Source organism: Halobacillus trueperi, from assembly GCF_003386945.1.
GTDB classification, from domain to species: Bacteria; Bacillota; Bacilli; order Bacillales; family Halobacillaceae; genus Halobacillus; species Halobacillus aidingensis.
The window spans coordinates 198957-215101 of record NZ_QUAE01000001.1; the positions used below are offsets into that span (position 1 = coordinate 198957).

The 16145-nt window shown below is 44.5% G+C and carries 16 protein-coding genes; 10 read left to right on the forward strand and 6 right to left on the reverse strand.

Annotated elements, in window-relative coordinates:
• Positions 1-7 precede the first annotated feature (7 nt).
• From DYE48_RS01050 to DYE48_RS01075, 6 genes are all read left to right on the forward strand, one after another.
• Positions 8-1819 (forward strand): IucA/IucC family protein, encoded by a 1812-nt coding sequence (locus DYE48_RS01050; RefSeq protein WP_115822010.1) that lies wholly within the window; start codon positions 8-10, stop codon positions 1817-1819.
• A gap of 23 nt (positions 1820-1842) precedes the next feature.
• Positions 1843-3051 carry an aspartate kinase gene (locus tag DYE48_RS01055; protein ID WP_167449414.1) on the forward strand — a complete coding sequence of 403 codons (1209 nt, stop codon included), beginning with the start codon at positions 1843-1845 and terminating at the stop codon, positions 3049-3051.
• 168 nt (positions 3052-3219) lie between these two features.
• On the forward strand, positions 3220-4371 hold the full coding sequence (locus tag DYE48_RS01060) for a M14 family metallopeptidase (RefSeq protein ID WP_115822012.1): 1152 nt from the start codon (positions 3220-3222) through the stop codon (positions 4369-4371).
• Positions 4372-4513: 142 nt separating this feature from the next.
• Entirely contained in the window at positions 4514-4783 is a 270-nt protein-coding gene (locus DYE48_RS01065; RefSeq protein ID WP_115822258.1) for a DUF3243 domain-containing protein, read from the forward strand.
• A 374-nt stretch (positions 4784-5157) separates the two neighbouring features.
• A complete protein-coding gene (locus DYE48_RS01070; protein WP_115822013.1) occupies positions 5158-5382 on the forward strand; it encodes a helix-turn-helix transcriptional regulator in 225 nt (74 codons plus the stop codon).
• Complete coding sequence (locus DYE48_RS01075) at positions 5363-5794, forward strand: FAA hydrolase family protein (RefSeq protein WP_115822014.1); 432 nt, start codon at positions 5363-5365, stop codon at positions 5792-5794. Before DYE48_RS01070 ends, DYE48_RS01075 begins: the two co-directional genes overlap by 20 nt.
• A gap of 125 nt (positions 5795-5919) precedes the next feature.
• Here the strand turns inward: DYE48_RS01075 and DYE48_RS01080 are convergent, their stop codons facing one another.
• From DYE48_RS01080 to DYE48_RS01105, 6 genes are all read right to left on the reverse strand, one after another.
• Positions 5920-6774, reverse strand: a complete 855-nt coding sequence (locus DYE48_RS01080; protein WP_115822015.1) for a manganese catalase — start codon at positions 6772-6774, stop codon at positions 5920-5922.
• Between the two features lie 106 nt (positions 6775-6880).
• Entirely contained in the window at positions 6881-7318 is a 438-nt protein-coding gene (locus DYE48_RS01085) for a YndM family protein (RefSeq protein ID WP_115822016.1), read from the reverse strand.
• Positions 7319-7478: 160 nt separating this feature from the next.
• Positions 7479-8612, reverse strand: a complete 1134-nt coding sequence (locus tag DYE48_RS01090) for a zinc-dependent alcohol dehydrogenase (protein ID WP_115822259.1) — start codon at positions 8610-8612, stop codon at positions 7479-7481.
• Positions 8613-8910: 298 nt separating this feature from the next.
• A complete protein-coding gene (locus DYE48_RS01095; RefSeq protein WP_115822017.1) occupies positions 8911-9411 on the reverse strand; it encodes a DUF3231 family protein in 501 nt (166 codons plus the stop codon).
• Between the two features lie 494 nt (positions 9412-9905).
• On the reverse strand, positions 9906-10061 hold the full coding sequence (locus DYE48_RS01100; RefSeq protein ID WP_089650945.1) for an aspartyl-phosphate phosphatase Spo0E family protein: 156 nt from the start codon (positions 10059-10061) through the stop codon (positions 9906-9908).
• 237 nt (positions 10062-10298) lie between these two features.
• Positions 10299-11141 carry an aldo/keto reductase gene (locus DYE48_RS01105; RefSeq protein ID WP_115822018.1) on the reverse strand — a complete coding sequence of 281 codons (843 nt, stop codon included), beginning with the start codon at positions 11139-11141 and terminating at the stop codon, positions 10299-10301.
• A gap of 128 nt (positions 11142-11269) precedes the next feature.
• Here DYE48_RS01105 and DYE48_RS01110 point away from each other — a divergent pair, with 128 nt between their 5' ends.
• From DYE48_RS01110 to DYE48_RS01125, 4 genes are all read left to right on the forward strand, one after another.
• Positions 11270-11437, forward strand: a complete 168-nt coding sequence (locus DYE48_RS01110) for an alpha-hydroxy-acid oxidizing protein (RefSeq protein ID WP_115822019.1) — start codon at positions 11270-11272, stop codon at positions 11435-11437.
• A 259-nt stretch (positions 11438-11696) separates the two neighbouring features.
• Positions 11697-13058: a sigma-54 interaction domain-containing protein gene (locus tag DYE48_RS01115; RefSeq protein ID WP_208639623.1), complete on the forward strand. Its 1362-nt coding sequence runs from the start codon at positions 11697-11699 to the stop codon at positions 13056-13058.
• An 87-nt stretch (positions 13059-13145) separates the two neighbouring features.
• A complete protein-coding gene (locus DYE48_RS01120) occupies positions 13146-14543 on the forward strand; it encodes a YjiH family protein (protein ID WP_115822021.1) in 1398 nt (465 codons plus the stop codon).
• A 57-nt stretch (positions 14544-14600) separates the two neighbouring features.
• The gene (locus DYE48_RS01125; RefSeq protein WP_115822022.1) at positions 14601-15920 is read left to right on the forward strand and encodes an aspartate aminotransferase family protein; all 1320 of its coding nucleotides are present in this window, start codon (positions 14601-14603) and stop codon (positions 15918-15920) included.
• Positions 15921-16145 lie beyond the last annotated feature (225 nt).

Consider the following 16145-nt stretch of genomic DNA (forward strand, 5'->3'; position numbering starts at 1 on the left):
GATCGGTTTGTTATTTCAACAGGACATTCATGAACAATTGAACGCAGAGAATTGGAAGAAAGCCAATCAACAGTTAATGGCGAAAATGTTCGCGGAATATATGTACGAAGATATGATCCAGCCTGAGGTTTTACGGGAAGACGGGAAAATGAGAGAGTACAAGCTGTCCGTTTCCAACGAAAAGTCGTACCGGTTCGTTGCGGAAAAGCGTTTGTTCGACAGTTTTGATGTCTCCTCTGATGAACTGAAAAAAGTTGAGCAGGGGATTGAAGAAGAGGCGGATAATGCGCTTGAACTTCTGATCGATTTAAAGGAAATCATCGGCATGTCCGCAGAAACCCTTGGCCATCTGATTAAAGAGATGAACGCTACTTTAATCGCAGATGTTCATTTAATGGAAAAGACAGATGTGCCGTCTGATGAGCTGATATCTCTTGATTATGCCGAACTGGAAGGCTACATGAAGGGTCATCCGTGGATTACCTACAACAAAGGAAGGATCGGCTTCGGTTATGATGACTACCTGCGATTTGCCCCTGAGCACCAGCAGGAAGTACAGCTTTCCTGGATTGCGGCACATAAAAATCTAGCAACCTTCCAATCGGTTCAGAATCTCAGCTATGAAACTCTTCTTAAAGAGGAGTTAAGTGAACAAGAGAGGCAACGCTTCTTTACCGAGGTGAGCAAACAGAACCGCGATCCGGAAGACTATTACTTTTTCCCTGTCCATGAATGGCAGTGGAAAAATCAGCTGATCCAAAACTTCCCGGAAGAAATCGCGAAAAAGGAAATCATAGCGGTCGGAGATGGCAACGATGCTTATCTTCCTCAGCAGTCGATTCGTACGTTTGTTAATAGAAGTTATAAAGAGAAACATCATATAAAGCTTCCGATGAGTATCCTGAATACCCTCGTGTATCGTGGACTGCCTTCCGAGCGGACGGTGATTGCTCCGAAGGTCACCGAATGGATCAAAGGTCTCTATGAACAAGACGACTTTTTAAAGAATGAATGCCGGGTGATTCTGCCAGGGGAAAACGCAAGCATCAATGTGGATCATAAACAGTATTCTGCAGTGAAGGATGCTCCGTATCAATACCTTGAAATGCTTGGGACGATTTGGCGGGAAAGCATCTATACGTATCTGGAAGACGGCGAACAGGCCATCACACTTGCAGCGCTCGTTCACGAAGATCATAACGGGAAACCTTTTATTCAATCGTTGATCGAGTCATCTGAACTGAATCCCGAGGATTGGATGAAGAAGTTTTATCAAGTGGTTATGGATCCACTGCTTCACTATTTATACAAATATGGGACGGTCTTTTCTCCACACGGGCAGAATACAATTCTCGTATTGAAAGATTATGAGCCGCACCGTCTGGCTGTCAAAGACTTTGTCGATGATGTGAATGTGACAGATCAGCCATTTCCTGAGCTTCAGCACGTAACGGAAGAGATGAAAGCCGTGCTGCGTACAGAACCACCGGAAGGCTTGACGCAGTTCATCTTTACAGGACTATTCATCTGCCATCTGCGTTATTTAAGCCATATTCTAGAAAAACATCATCTATTAAATGAAGAAGTCTTCTGGCAGCTGCTTGCAGAGTCGATCCACGACTACCAGAGCAGATTCCCTGAATTGAAGGAACGGTTTGAGTTGTTCGACTTCTTCAAACCGGAAATGACGAAGCTTTGCCTGAACCGCAACCGAATGGTCGATTATGGATATGCCGATGGAGATGATCGTCCGCATGCATCAGAATTTGGCAAGGTAACCAACGCACTGGCTGCTTTTAAAGAACAGCCGATCGGATAACCTGACGAAAAGAGGGATGGATTGTGGCGATTATTGTACAAAAATATGGAGGCACATCACTCCAAACGACCGAGCGAATTAGACAGGCAGCGAATCGTATCATCGGTGAACGAGAGAATGGAAACCAGTTGGTCGTTGTTGTCTCAGCCATGGGAGACTCTACCAATCACCTGGAGCAGCTCTCCCGGGAAGTCTCTTCCTGTACGAATGGAAGAGAAAAGGATCTGCTTTTATCTACAGGTGAACAAGTGTCATGCGCGCTGATGGCGCTCGCCCTTCAAGAAAAAGGCCAGGCAGCTATTGCTATGACCGGCGAGCAGGCAGGGATTGAAGTGGAATACCTCCACGGGAACGCCAAGGTCACGGCGATTCATACCAAGAGCATGAAGAAGGAGTTACAAAAAGGAAAGGTTGTCATTGTCGCCGGTTTCCAAGGCGTAGCCGCAAACGGAGAACTCTGTACGCTTGGCCGAGGCGGTTCCGACACTACGGCCGCTGCCTTGGCTGCAGCACTGAAGGCGGACCGCTGTGACATCTGTACTGATGTCGATGGGGTGTATGCGGCAGATCCTCGTGTGATCCCAAACGCAGGGAAATATTCATACATGGATTACGACAGCCTTCTCACTATGGCTGAAATGGGAGCCGGGGTGATTCATCCGCGAGCGGTCGCCCATGCGAAAGAATATCAAGTTCCTCTTGTCATTCGTTCGAGCTTCAGTGAACACGAAGGGACCTGGATATCAAAGGATACATCTATCTCTTCAGTGGCAGGGGTCACGTATCAAACAAATCTCTGTCATCTCCGTCTTTTTGGAAGAAGGCTGAAAAAGGAAAAACTTTTGAGGTGGATGAAGGATTCTGGTGTGATCGGAACAAAGGATGTTCATTCACACTTGGAAGAACTTCTCGTAGTGATAAAGAAAGACGATCTCGATCAGACGATATCCATGCTTAACCCATACAAAGATCAGTTAGGCATCCAAACCATTCAAACAGAGAATCAAAAAGCGGCCATCCACCTGATTTTTGTCAATGAGGAGAAAAAAAGAAAGCAGACCGCCTTGCTGAATGAAAAAAAGTTCATGCCTTTGGAAGACGTCCATTCGATCGACACTCATCAAGCGGTATGGAGTGTTGCCGTCCCTGAAGAACATGGAAGGGATCTGGCACGTCGGGTGTATGCTGCCTTTATGAGTGGGACCCAGCACAAGTTTCCACTTGCTCATTGAAAGTTAATCGAATGCCTGAGCCCAACTGTTTTTAAGGTGGGGTCAGGCATTCGTTTTTTATCGAGCATAGGTTTCGAGATTTCGAATGAAAGGTAAATTCACTAGAGAGTCAATAAAGGAATTGGATGGTGTTAGAATTCTCGTCTATTTCTATGAAGGATGGTGAGTATGATCGATAACCATAACTATTTCAAAAATAATTATGAAGAATCGAGAGAAACGTTTAGAGGTTTATTGAGCAAAGTTCAAGAAGTCTGGCCGGAAGCCAAGCTTTATCAGCATGCGATTGGTGAAAACGAAGACAACACCATAGATGTCATTTATGCGGAAGCGACATCGTCCAACGACAAAGTGACCCTGCTGACATCGGGTGAACATGGAATCGAAGGATATGCGGGAGCGGCTGTTATTCATTTATTCGTCGATAGCTACCTGGAATCCATCGATCCATCGACGACGGGGATTTGTTTGGTTCATGCCATCAACCCTTGGGGCATGAGGCATTTTCGCAGAGTCACTGAAAATAATGTGGATTTGAACCGGAATTACTTTTTAGAAGAAACGGATGTCCCTTATGATCTTAATGAAAACTATGAAAAAGAAAGCCGCATCTTTCTTCCGAAGAAACCGGTGGATGTGATTTCTAAAGAGAAGACGGAACTGTATGAAGCTTTAAGTAAAGGGATGATGAATGAAGGTTATAAAGGAATCAAACAGGCCAAAGGAATGGGGCAGTTTCAGTTCGACCGGGGGGTGTACTTCGGCGGTTATGAAGAAGAGCCTTCCGGTTCCTATATCAAAACATGGCAGAGGCATTTGCTGGAGCAATTCCAAAAAGTCATTCACATGGACTGGCATACAGCGCTTGGACCGACCAATGAAGTGACCATGGTCATTTCCGAGAAGCACGGCATAAAGGAAGATGAGCTGAAAGCTTCCTATGGAATGGAAAATATCCAAGTGTTTTCTCCAGAAGACGTCAAGGGCGATTCGACGAATTACTTTTATGAATTAAGAGAGGCGGAATATCCTTCTACATCACTATTCTCCGCCTTGTTCGAGTTTGGTACATTTGGGACCAGCCGTGAAGCGGAACTGAGGGAATTTACGACGATCATCTTAGAAAACCAACTGTATTGGGAAGGTACGGAACATGAGGAAAGCAGGGAATGGATCCAGGAAGAGTTGATGAATATGTTCTATCCGAAAGAGAAGGAATGGAAAGAATCAGTCTTGGAAGAAGCTTGTGAAGCTATTGAATCTGTGTTGAAAAAAGAAAACATTCTCGAGTCTTCTGCTTCTCATTCTTCACATGAATAGGAAGGGAAACATGTAGTGAAAGTGGATGTGCGGACCCGAGGCTTTCCAATGTTTACTAAATTCTGAAAAAGGAAATGGTCTCTATACAAGAAATAAAGGAGGAATCACATTGGTACACGATCCAAAACAAGCAGCAAAACAAATGAATGAAGAAAAGAAAGAAGATATTCTACAACATTTTGAAACGTTCAAAGATTATTTAGGTGACAAAGTGCAAAAAGGAGAAAAGCTGGGTCTCGGAGAAGAAGGTCTTTCCAAAGGGGCTAAGCGGGTAGCGGATTACCTCGCTGAACATGAGGAGCCGAGAAACCGTGAAGAGAAAGTCTTAAACGAATTATGGAATGTAGCGAATAAAGAAGAACGTGAACATATGGCTCATGTGTTGGTTAAATTGACGGATCGAACCAACTAAAAGGGAAAGCGTCTCCATCATTGGGGCGCTTTTTTTTATTCATTTTTCTTGAATAACTGTCCCAGTGCTTTAAAAGATGAGAAAAATGAGACCAGCGATTAATAATAAAACGGACCCTGAAAGTAGAGCGATTTTTGTCGGTCGGTTGGCTTTATGGAAGATTCGGATAAACAAGATGATCACCTCCATATGAAAAGATTCGATTATACTTTTACATACGTTTGAAAAGTGTAAGAGATTCATTTTTAAATTCCTTCCATCCTCTGGGGTGTTATTTTTTGGAAACGAGGCACTCGTCATAAAACCATGGATGTAATATATATATTGCATTATAGAGTTTATCTGTTATAGTGTAGTGGAAAGGAAAGGTATTTATGGGTAATCATGTTAAAGTGGCGAGGGTGAGTAAAAGCCTCACTCAACAGCAGTTGGCTGAAAAGACCGGTGTGACAAGGCAGACCATCAGTTTAATAGAAAAAGGGAAGTATAATCCAAGTTTGAAATTGTGTCTTGAAATTTGTTACGCCGTGAATAAAACCCTTGATGAAGTTTTCTGGGTGGAAAAGGGGAGCGATTCTTTTGAAGAAAATAAGGGATGAACGGCTGCAGTTGAAGAACTTAAAAAACATTCGTGTGGTTTACATCGTTCAAACGCTCGGAATTTTGGCGATTCTTGGTTATGATCTTACAACGAAAGGGTTAGACGGGATGACCAGTAATCCTGTCTGGATCGTATTTATGGTCTCAGTTATTGTAAATGCATATTTATCGATGACCATAAGTGTCGATCATGAAGAACGGCAGAGGTCCCCTGTTAAGCGCCTTTATATCTCCTTGACGGTCATTAGTGTACTATCCGCTATCATTGGTTTGTTCGTATCCTTTTCAGATGGGCAGAAAGTATGGAACGGCCTTATCATCGGAGGAATCATTTTCGTCAGTTTCCTGGTTCCGGTGTTGTATATCTTTAAATTAAGAAAGGATAACTTGGAAGAAGAGATATCCAATTAATTTTCCTATTATTTGCTGATTATGAGAAACCATAATCAGATTCGTCTTTCCAATTGTGTGAAACACACACCGTATGTAACCCGCAACAAGGAAGAACCTCCATGTGTGCGGGTTTTTTCATTGTCCTATGATTGGAAGGTCTGGTTTTGAGCTTCTCTCATTTCTTTTGGCGGTGTTCCATGGATATAAGCAGGCCCCGGTTTAAGATCGGGAATCTGTCCCATCGGTTTAGGATCCTGAATGTATTCAAAAGAACCTTTGCCATCCATTGTTGGCCCACTTGCCCATCTTCCCTGCTGACTTTCCGTACCTTCAGAAAAATTGTAGAAAGAGTAGGAAACTTCCTGCTTTTCGTATTCCTTGTTAAACGAGCTCGGAACGACAGCCCCTTGTGTCTGCTCGAGTTCTTCGATGGCTGCCATCCATTGATTCTGGTGCATCGTGTCACGGGCAATGAGGAAAGAAAGCATGTCTCTTACGCCAGGGTCTGTCGTCATTTCGTAAAGACGGCATACTTGGAGCCTTCCCTGTGATTCTGCATTGAGATTCGCCCGGAAGTCTGCAAGCAGGTTTCCGCTTGCGACCGTGTAACGGGCCGTCCATGGATAGCCCACACTATCATTAGGCTGGGCTCCCAAACCGTTGACAATCGCGTGCTGGGGGTTCATTCCACCTAAAACAGCTTCAATCGCGGGATCCTTGGCTGCCTGTTCCTGATCATTCGCAGGCGCCCCATCCAAAAGCTGTGCGATCATGGTCGCAATCATTTCCACATGGGCGATTTCTTCTGTCGCAATGTCTAAAATCATGTCTTTGTATTTATTTTCAGCCCGGCAGTTCCAGCCTTGAAAAAGGTACTGCATCATGACAGACATTTCTCCGTACTGTCCGCCTAAGATTTCCTGCAGTTTTTTTGCATACACGGGATCAGGTTGTGAGGGTTTTGCATTATATTGAAGTTCTTTGATGTGATAGAACATAACATCTCTCCTCTTGTGGTGGTGTCACGTTCTTAGTGTGGGATAAGCTCCAACTTATATGTGAAAAAAACAAGGGAAAACATTAGATGTTTTCCCTTGGACGTACCTATTTTTCCTTATCTTCTTCATCATACGGAAAAAGTTCTTCTGAAGCTTCTGTCTGCAGCTGGCCGGTGGAACGTACTCCGTGATTTTCTTTCTTTTCCTGATCGAGGCTTCTTGCCACCGATTGATGGAAGAAGTATTCGAAAATCGCTAAGGAAACAGCTGAGATCAGGGTGGCTTCAAATACGTCGTCACCGACCGTCAGTGCATCGGTCATAAAGTATATGACGGCGAAACTAAGGACAAAATCTCCGGCTGTGGCCATGGTATTGTTTGACTTTTTAAGAATCGTCACATCCCCTAAATAACCGAGAGCACTAACGACAAGGGAAATGAGAAAGACGTTTCCGAAAGAGACGTCAAATCCTAAACCTAAAATGATAAACAGAATGCCTAAAGTGAATACAAACTTCAGGGCCAGTAATTTTACGTGTGTCATGTAAGGCACCTCCTCAAGCTATAAGATGCACCATTGCATAAAAAATATACGCCAAAGGAGTTGGTCCTTTTAGTGGGTATGCCCCGACAAATCAGTGAGTAACAGAGAACAAACAGGTCTCGGCTTTTCTTACACTTGTTACTGGATAGGCCTTGAAGAATTAAGGCTTTAAGATGACTTTGATGCAGTCATCTTCGTGTTTATTAAATTTTTTATAGCCTTCTGCTGCTTTTGCCAAAGGCAGTTCGTGCGTAAGGATCGTCTTTGGATCGAACTCTTTTCTTACAATTTGTTCATAAAGTGGCTTCATATAAGGCCTTGCATGAGCCTGCCCCATTTTGATTTGGATGTTTCTCGAGAAAAAAGCCCCGAGAGGAAACATGTTGTAATTTCCTCCATAGACCCCGGTAAGTTGGACCGTTCCGCATTTCTTCACTGCTTTCGATGCGATTTGAATCGGACCGAGCGTTCCTCCCTGGAGTTTGAGTTTTTGTTCCATGAATTCCAGTGGAGATTTCTTCCCGTCCATGCCTACACAGTCAATCACGACATCCGCGCCGCCTTTGGTTACTTCTTTCAAAATTTCTCCCATATCCTTATGCCTTGTGAAATCAAAGACTTCTGTCCGGTTTGTGATCTTGGAATGGTTTAAACGGTAGGAGAGGTGGTCGACAGCGATCACACGCTCGGCCCCTTTCTGCCAGGCGAATTTTTGTGCCATCAAACCAACAGGTCCACATCCTAGAACAATCACCGTATCTCCTGGTTTGACACCTGCGTTTTCCACGCTCCAATAGGCGGTTGGGAGGACATCCGAAAGAAACAGCAGGGAAGGATCATCCAGTTCGCAGTCCTCCGGCACCTTAAAGGGCGTGAAATTCCCGAAAGGCACCCGCAAATATTCCGCTTGTCCACCAGGGTAGTTTCCAAATTTCTCGGAGTAACCGAAATACCCTCCAGAATCGTAATGGGGGTTGGCGTTGTCACACTGGCTGACATGGTCCGTTGCACAATAAGGACAATGACCGCAGGCAACGGTGAACGGGATGACGACACGGTCGCCTTTTTTCACTTTGGTTACTTCCGGACCGACTTCTTCCACGATTCCCATTGGTTCATGTCCGATAATATAACCAATCGGCAAAGGGAAATTGCCTTGATACAAATGTAAGTCAGATCCGCAGATTGCTGTGGATGTAATGCGGACAATGACATCTTCTTTATCCTGTATCTTTGGAGCGGAGACTTCCTTGACAGCTACTGAATATTTTCCCTGGTAGGTAACAGCTTTCATCATTTATCCCTCTTCCTTACAAGTTTGTTCGTATCGTAGAACGACGGGTGATTTTTCTAATTATGTAACGAGAGCAGCCTGTTTGATAAGGCGGTTTCAATTACTTTCCGTCACTTTTTTATCATGTTTTAATGTTAGCGTTAGCATGAGAATGCTGAAAACAGATGAGAGAACTGTACTTCCTATAAGGATCCAGTAAATCTGATTGACTTTTCTGTTCATATCCAATCTCTCCTCCTTAGTGAAGTAAAGGTTTTACCACAAGGGAAGCCCTTGTGGTAAGGATTGCATCAGTTCGTCAGTTCTTTTTATGGAGAGGAGGGAGGACAAGCCAGCCTTTTTCTTTATTAAGGCGGAGGGCTTTTGCACCTGCTTGTACCTTGTTCATATGGAATTTACCAAACAACATGGCGACATCTTCTCTTGTGGATTGACCGATGGCCTGACTGCAGGCGACCAAACCTTGAGAGATATTCAGAGAAATAGCCGCACTGATTTCCGGGTCATTCAACCGTGCGCCCACTGGAATGTCTTTAGCGTCTGCCACGGATCTTTCAGGCGGAGACGGAGGCAGGACGACACCGTTTATTTTCAATACTTCCTCTATTTCCTGTGTCTCCTGTTTAATTCCCTGGACGAGTTCTTCCAAAAGACGTTTCAATTCTTTGTCACCTGCGTGATTATACATGGTCTGGTAGCTTGCGGAGTCCCCTTTTGCTACAGATAGATAACTCCAAAGACTGAAAACTTCCCCATAATGAAGGGGTTCTTGCTGTTGGTTTCCGCTTAAGATTCCCATATCTTCACTCCTTCGTTTTAGGTACAGGGATAGTATTCTTTTCATCATGAAAATCATTCATGGATAGGGAGCAAATGTATTTCTGAAAAAGGGTAAGCACCAGGGGCACGTTTGGAACGATATTTACTTGAACGAAAGAGGCGTGGGTGCCTCCCGATACAAGTATGGCGTTTCTTTTTCGCTCCATACGTATACATTGCGGTGGCGGGGATTATTATAGAGTGACTTAAAACCAGCGGTTCGTTTTTTCGATGGATACCGAACATGTGACGACTCCAGAATATCTGGAACGACCGACAAAGGGGGCAATCCGTATAATTTTTTGAAGATGGGAAGTTATAGTGGTTCAGGAAGGGAAGGATCTCCATCTTTCTTCGTTTGAATTATAAAGCGCTTTCATTTCGTGATAGAATAAAATGAAAAAAGTCACCATATGCCCCCCAGTTCGAAATCGTCCCTGAATCAAATAAAAAGGAGCCGTCCATGATGGCTCCTTATCTCCGCTTCAACGAATCTAATTGATTTAACAATTGATCCAGTTCTTGAGATATTTTTACTAATTCACTATATTCCACGGAATCCAGGTATGCTTGATACAATTGTTCTCTAACGGACTCGATTCTGTTTTCCAAGCAAAGGATGGTTGGCATAGCGCTCCCCTCTGATTTATACTTTTTCAAGCTGTTTGGATATCTTATGATGTGCTGGTCTTAACACAATTTTAATACAATCATTCTTATTCCCCCATAGGTATATATGTGGGTATTTTTGGATGGTGTGATTGAAGAGAGACTTTAGAAGTATGGGGGCGTTTTTTGTTGCAAATGAAGGACGATGGAAACTAAAAACAAGCCGTCCTCTGTACGGGGCGGCTTGTTTTCAATGATTTAAAATTCCTGATACGTGGCAGGGTTCTGGTCTTTCATTCTCCCGTTTTCACGAGTCAATTGATTGATTTTGTTCATGTCTCCATCCGTCAAAGAAAAGTCGAATATAGACAGATTTTCTTTTTGGCGTTGTGGTGACGACGATTTGGGAATCGCGACTGAACCGAGCTGATAATGCCAGCGCAGAATAACCTGGGACACCGTCTTATCGTGATGATCCGCTACACCTTGAATCACCTCATTGTCGAGTATGTTCTGGACACGGGCCAATGGACTCCAGGATTGTGTTTGGATCTGCTTCTCCTGGTGATAGGCTCTTTGTTCCTCTTGGTTGAAAAATGGATGAAGTTCTACCTGGTTCAAGCTCGGTAAGACGCCTGTCTCTTTTTCAAGGCGATCTAAATGTTCAGGGAGAAAATTACATACCCCGATGGAGCGGATCAGGCCCCACTTTTGAGCGTCGATCAACGCTTGCCATGCTTCCACATACAAATCCTCTTTCGGGTTCGGCCAATGGATTAAGTAAAGATCATAGTAGTCCAGCTGAGCGCGGAACAGGGATTCCTGGATGGCCGTGACGGCTTTGTTGTATTTATGGTACCGGCCGGGTAGTTTGGACGTGATTTTCAGTTCATTTCTTGGGATGCTGCTGCGGCGGACCCCTTCGCCGACCGTCGCCTCGTTTTCGTAATTATAGGCGGTGTCGATCAAACGGTAGCCTGCGTCTATGGCACTTTGGATAGATGAAGCGCCGCGGTTTCCGTTCAGGCGATACGTTCCAAATCCTAAGGATGGAATGGTGAGACCATCGTTCAATTGAATTTCAGGAATCGATTGACTCATTATAGTTGCACTCCTTTATTAGATCTTTTCCTATAGGTGATCAAAGATTGTTCAGTAGTTCTGAGGAAAGCTTAAACATATACTCTTTTACCTTGTCTGTGCAACCGTAAACCAATGACAGCGTGTACATGAAGATAATTAAAAAATCGAGGTACAGCCTGGCTGTTGCCGGAGAACAGGGAGTTCATGAGGCGTTCATAAATCTATTAGCGGATACGGAAATCACCATGGCCTTAAGCGGTTGTCCAACGATTGTTGAATTGAATCGGTCTATCCTGATTGAATTCAAAGGATGAGTGGACGGTGGAGACTGGTTAAGAGGAGCGAGGAATAAGCCTAGCGCAGAACGCTTTCGATCAAGCTTCTGCGCTTTTTGTCTTTTTTATGAGACGCCTAAAGGAAGAGGAAAATCTTTAATCCCATTAAGCGATGTGCAGAGGTTATGATATAATAAAAAGTGAAAATATTCAGAAATGAATAATAACTCCGTTGTTACTAAGAGGTTTTTTTAAGAGTTCTAGAAAATATTCAATCATGAATAATGTGGGGGATTTCATGTCAGAATGGTCCGAATATAAAACACTTTTGCATTCTCTTCAAGAAGATATCCTTGTGACCAATACAGATGGAACGATTGTCAAAGTGAGTGAAGCGACAGGGAAAGTTTATGATGTCCATGCGAATGAGCTGCTCGGGAGATCGGTTTATGACTTGGAAAAAGAGGGATTATTTACGCCTCTGGCTACGCCTATGGTGATGGAATCAAAAGAACGGGTGACGTTCGTCCAAACCGTTGGCGACGGGAAAAAGCTGCTCGTGACAGGCTTGCCCGTTTTTGACGATGAAGGAGAACTCGTTCGAGTCGTCAGTTATTCTCATGATGTGACAGAACTTATGGAAATCAAAGCAGGTATGGAAGAAATGACGATCGAGATGGAGCGTGTCCGTGACGAGCTGAACCGTCTGAAACAAGAAAAGGAAGAAACGTTTATTGGCAAAAGTGAAGAGATGCGCAAAGTTCTTGCCACAGCGAATCAAGTGGCAGGAGTGGATGCGAATGTCCTTCTTCTCGGAGAATCTGGTGTAGGGAAAACGGAGCTCGCAAGAATGATCCACGATAAGAGTGGTCGAGCGGACGGACCTTTCATTGAAATCAATTGCGGAGCCATCCCTGATGCCTTGTTCGAAGCTGAACTTTTCGGCTATGAGGGCGGGTCTTTTACAGGAGCAACCAAAGGTGGGAAGAAGGGGTTCGCGGAACTTGCCCATCACGGGACCTTGTTTTTGGATGAAATCGGTGAGCTTTCCTTACAGAATCAAGTGAAGGTTCTGAAACTGATTCAGAAGAAATCTTTTTATCCCGTCGGGGGACGCAAAGAAATACAATCCGACTTCCGATTGATCAGCGCAACCAATAAGGAACTGGATAAAGCGGTGGACCATAAGGAGTTTCGGGAGGACCTTTACTTTCGGTTGAATGTCGTACCCATCACGATTCCTCCATTAAGAGAACGTAAGGATGATATCACTCCTCTCATCCATACCTTTTTGGATCATTTCGCGGCCCGTTATAAACGGAAAAGAGTGTTGAGCAGAGAAGTGTTGCACGATTTGAATACATACGATTGGCTTGGCAATGTAAGAGAGCTCATCAATTTATTGGAGCGCTTAGTGGTCACTTCTCCGAATCCCGTCATCTACCCTGTCGATTTACCCGAAGGATATCGTAAAAAGGGGAAGGTTTATTCAGAAATGAATAATTTTGATGAATCATTGGCCGAAACTCTGAATCGAGTAGAAAAAGAAAGGCTTGAACGAGCGAAAGAAAAATTCAGAACGACTACGAAGATGGCCGAAGCTTTAGGGATCAGCCAACCAACAGTAGTCAGAAAACTTAAAAAACACAGAATAAAATGAAAGTTTGGCATGATTCTTGCAATATAAAGGGTGAGGGAAGAAAAATATCCTTTGCCTTTTTTATTACTTTTATAAGGAGTGGAATACATGGAAGTGAAACAGACGGACGATTTTGAGAAGGGCTATATGGAGTCAAAACAGGAAAGCTATCGAACCAAAAGAAATTTCCTGTGGTTCATCATTCCTTCTTTATTGGGAGTGTTTTTATTCTTATTCCCCATCCCATACGGAGGGAAAATTACAATCGGTGTCGGTGTACTTGCTGAAACGGTCCAGGCATACTTAGAGCCCTTTCTTCCAGGGTTAATGACCGGTATCCTGGTTGTTTCTGCCATTGTCCCGATCTTTGCAAAAGCCTTTCAGCCTTCTGTGATCATGAACCGCCCATTTATGAAACAGCTCTTTTATATTCATCCTTTCTGGTTGGTTACGAGAATTCTCGGGGCTGTATTTGCTCTTATGACGCTTTTCGGAATCGGGCCGGCCGTCATCACATCTGATGTAACAGGGGGAACGATGCTTTATGCACTTGTCCCTGTTCTTGCTGCCTGGTTCCTTTTTGCAGGGGTATTGATGCCGTTACTCATGCAGTTTGGCTTGATGGATTTTATCGGCACGATGCTCAGACGGGTGATGAGACCGGTGTTCAAGCTGCCCGGACGTTCTTCCATCGACGCGCTAGCTTCCTGGATGGGAGCGGGAACGGTCGGTGTGCTCATTACCACTCAGCAATATGAAGAGGGTTACTATACAAAACGAGAAGCCTCGATCATCGCTACAAATTTTTCCATTAATTCGATTGCGTTTAGTTTGGTCGTCATCAGTTTTATAGGATTGGAAGAATACTTTGTTCCCTTCTATCTGACTGTCGTTGTCGCAGGTTTGGTAGCGGCGTTTATTTGTCCCCGCATCCCACCTTTATCCAGAAAGGCGGATACCTATTACGAAGGGACAGGCATGAGAATATCAGAAGATACACCTGAAGGAGTTTCTGATTTTCAATGGGGCGTTGATAAAGCGCTTCACAAAGCCTCACAAGTGAAGAGTTTGAAGGAAGTTGGCAAACAAGGCGCCCAAACGGTTCTTGATATTTATTTCGCTTTGATTCCATTAGTCATGGCGCTTGGAACTGTGGCATTGATCGTTGCGGAATTCACACCATTTTTCACGTATTTATCCATGCCGATCGTTCCGCTACTCCAATGGATGGGGATTCCTGAAGCTGCACAAGCGGCCCCTGCCATGCTCGTCGGTTTCGCAGACATGTTTTTACCCGCGGTCATCGGTTCGGGGATTGAAAGTGAATTGACACGCTTTGTTATCGCCGCTGTATCCCTGACTCAGTTGATTTACATGTCCGAGATCGGCGTACTGCTCGTCAAATCGAAAATACCGATTTCGGTTCTGGAACTGGCCGTGATATTCCTGCAAAGGACTGTAATTACCCTGCCGATCATTGTGGTGATTGCACATTTCATATTCTAAACAGTTTGTATGATTGAAAGAGAAAAGCTAGGTCAATGAAATGAAGGGGATGGAAAAATGAAACCAACATTCGATGAATTGTATACGCGTTTACCAGATTTGCTTGCACCCAGCATGGCGAAAGATCATCCCAATTTACCGGTCGTGAAAGAAGAAGGATGCTATTACTATGGTGCCGATGGGAAAAAGTACTTGGATTTCACCTCAGGCATCGCTGTAGCCAATACCGGGCACCGGCATCCGAAGGTTGTTGAGGCGATCAAGGAAGGGGTGGACCAGCTCATGCATGGTCCTTCCGGGGTCATCATGTACGATTCGATTCTACGTGTCGCAGATCGGCTGCAGCTGATCTTACCTGGAAACCTGGATTGTTTCTTTTTTGCCAACAGTGGAACAGAAGCCATTGAAGGTGCGCTGAAGCTGGCGAAATATGTAACGAAGCGCCCTTATGTCGTTTCCTTCACCGGCTGTTTTCATGGGCGTTCTCTAGGGGCTCTCGGTGTCAGTACTTCAAAAAGCAAGTATCGCAGGTTTTTACAGCCGAATGGTTTGACGTACCAGATTCCTTATGCCGATCCTAAAAACTGTCCGGATGGAGAAGAACCTGCTGTTTATTGTGTGGATCAGCTTGAAAAGGACGTGGAAATGCTGTTCGACCATCAAGTCACACCGGAAGAAGTGGCGTGCATCATCGTTGAGCCGGTTCTTGGGGAGGGAGGATACATCATCCCTCCGAAAGAGTGGCTGCAAAAAGTACGTGACATTTGTGATCAGCATGGTATCCTTTTGATTTTCGATGAGGTACAGACCGGCTTCGGGCGGACGGGAGAATGGTTTGCTGCTCAAACGTTCGGCGTAACGCCGGACATCATGGCGATCGCCAAAGGCATTGCTTCAGGCATGCCACTCAGTGCCACCGTGGCTTCCAAAGAATTGATGAGCCAGTGGCCGATGGGGACACATGGAACGACTTTCGGAGGTAATCCGCTTGCCTGCTCAGCCGCTCTTGCCACGCTTGATATCATAGAAGAAGAGCAGCTGCTTGATAACTCGAGAACACTTGGAACTTATGCCGTGGATCGTTTGGAGGAAATCAGGGAAAGACATCGAGTCATCGGTGATATTCGGGGCGTCGGGCTTATGATTGGTATTGAAATTGTCGACCCTGTGACTGGAAAGCCTGATGGGGATGGGATGATGCGTGTCCTAGATTTGTCTCTAGAGAAAGGGGTGTTGTTTTACCTTTGTGGAAAGCACCAAGAAGTCATTCGGATGATCCCTCCATTGGTTGTATCTCAAGAAGAGATCGATCAGGGGCTGGCCGTTTTTGAAGAAGCTGTTGTAGAGTACGAAAAAAGTTTAGTGGTACGAGGTTAAGTCGCAAGTCGTGCCAAAAGAGTGGCGAACCGCACCAAAGGGGTGTCGAATCGCGCCAAAGGACTGATTGCCACCCCAGATAACTAGTATCCATAAATAAAAAGCGCAGATCTCTTAGTTATAGGAGGTCTGCGTTTTTTATGAACAAAAGTACCTAAGAGGTTAAATGTAGCTTATTCGATAATTAAATATTTATAAGGGATATATTTTTATTGATAAACGATA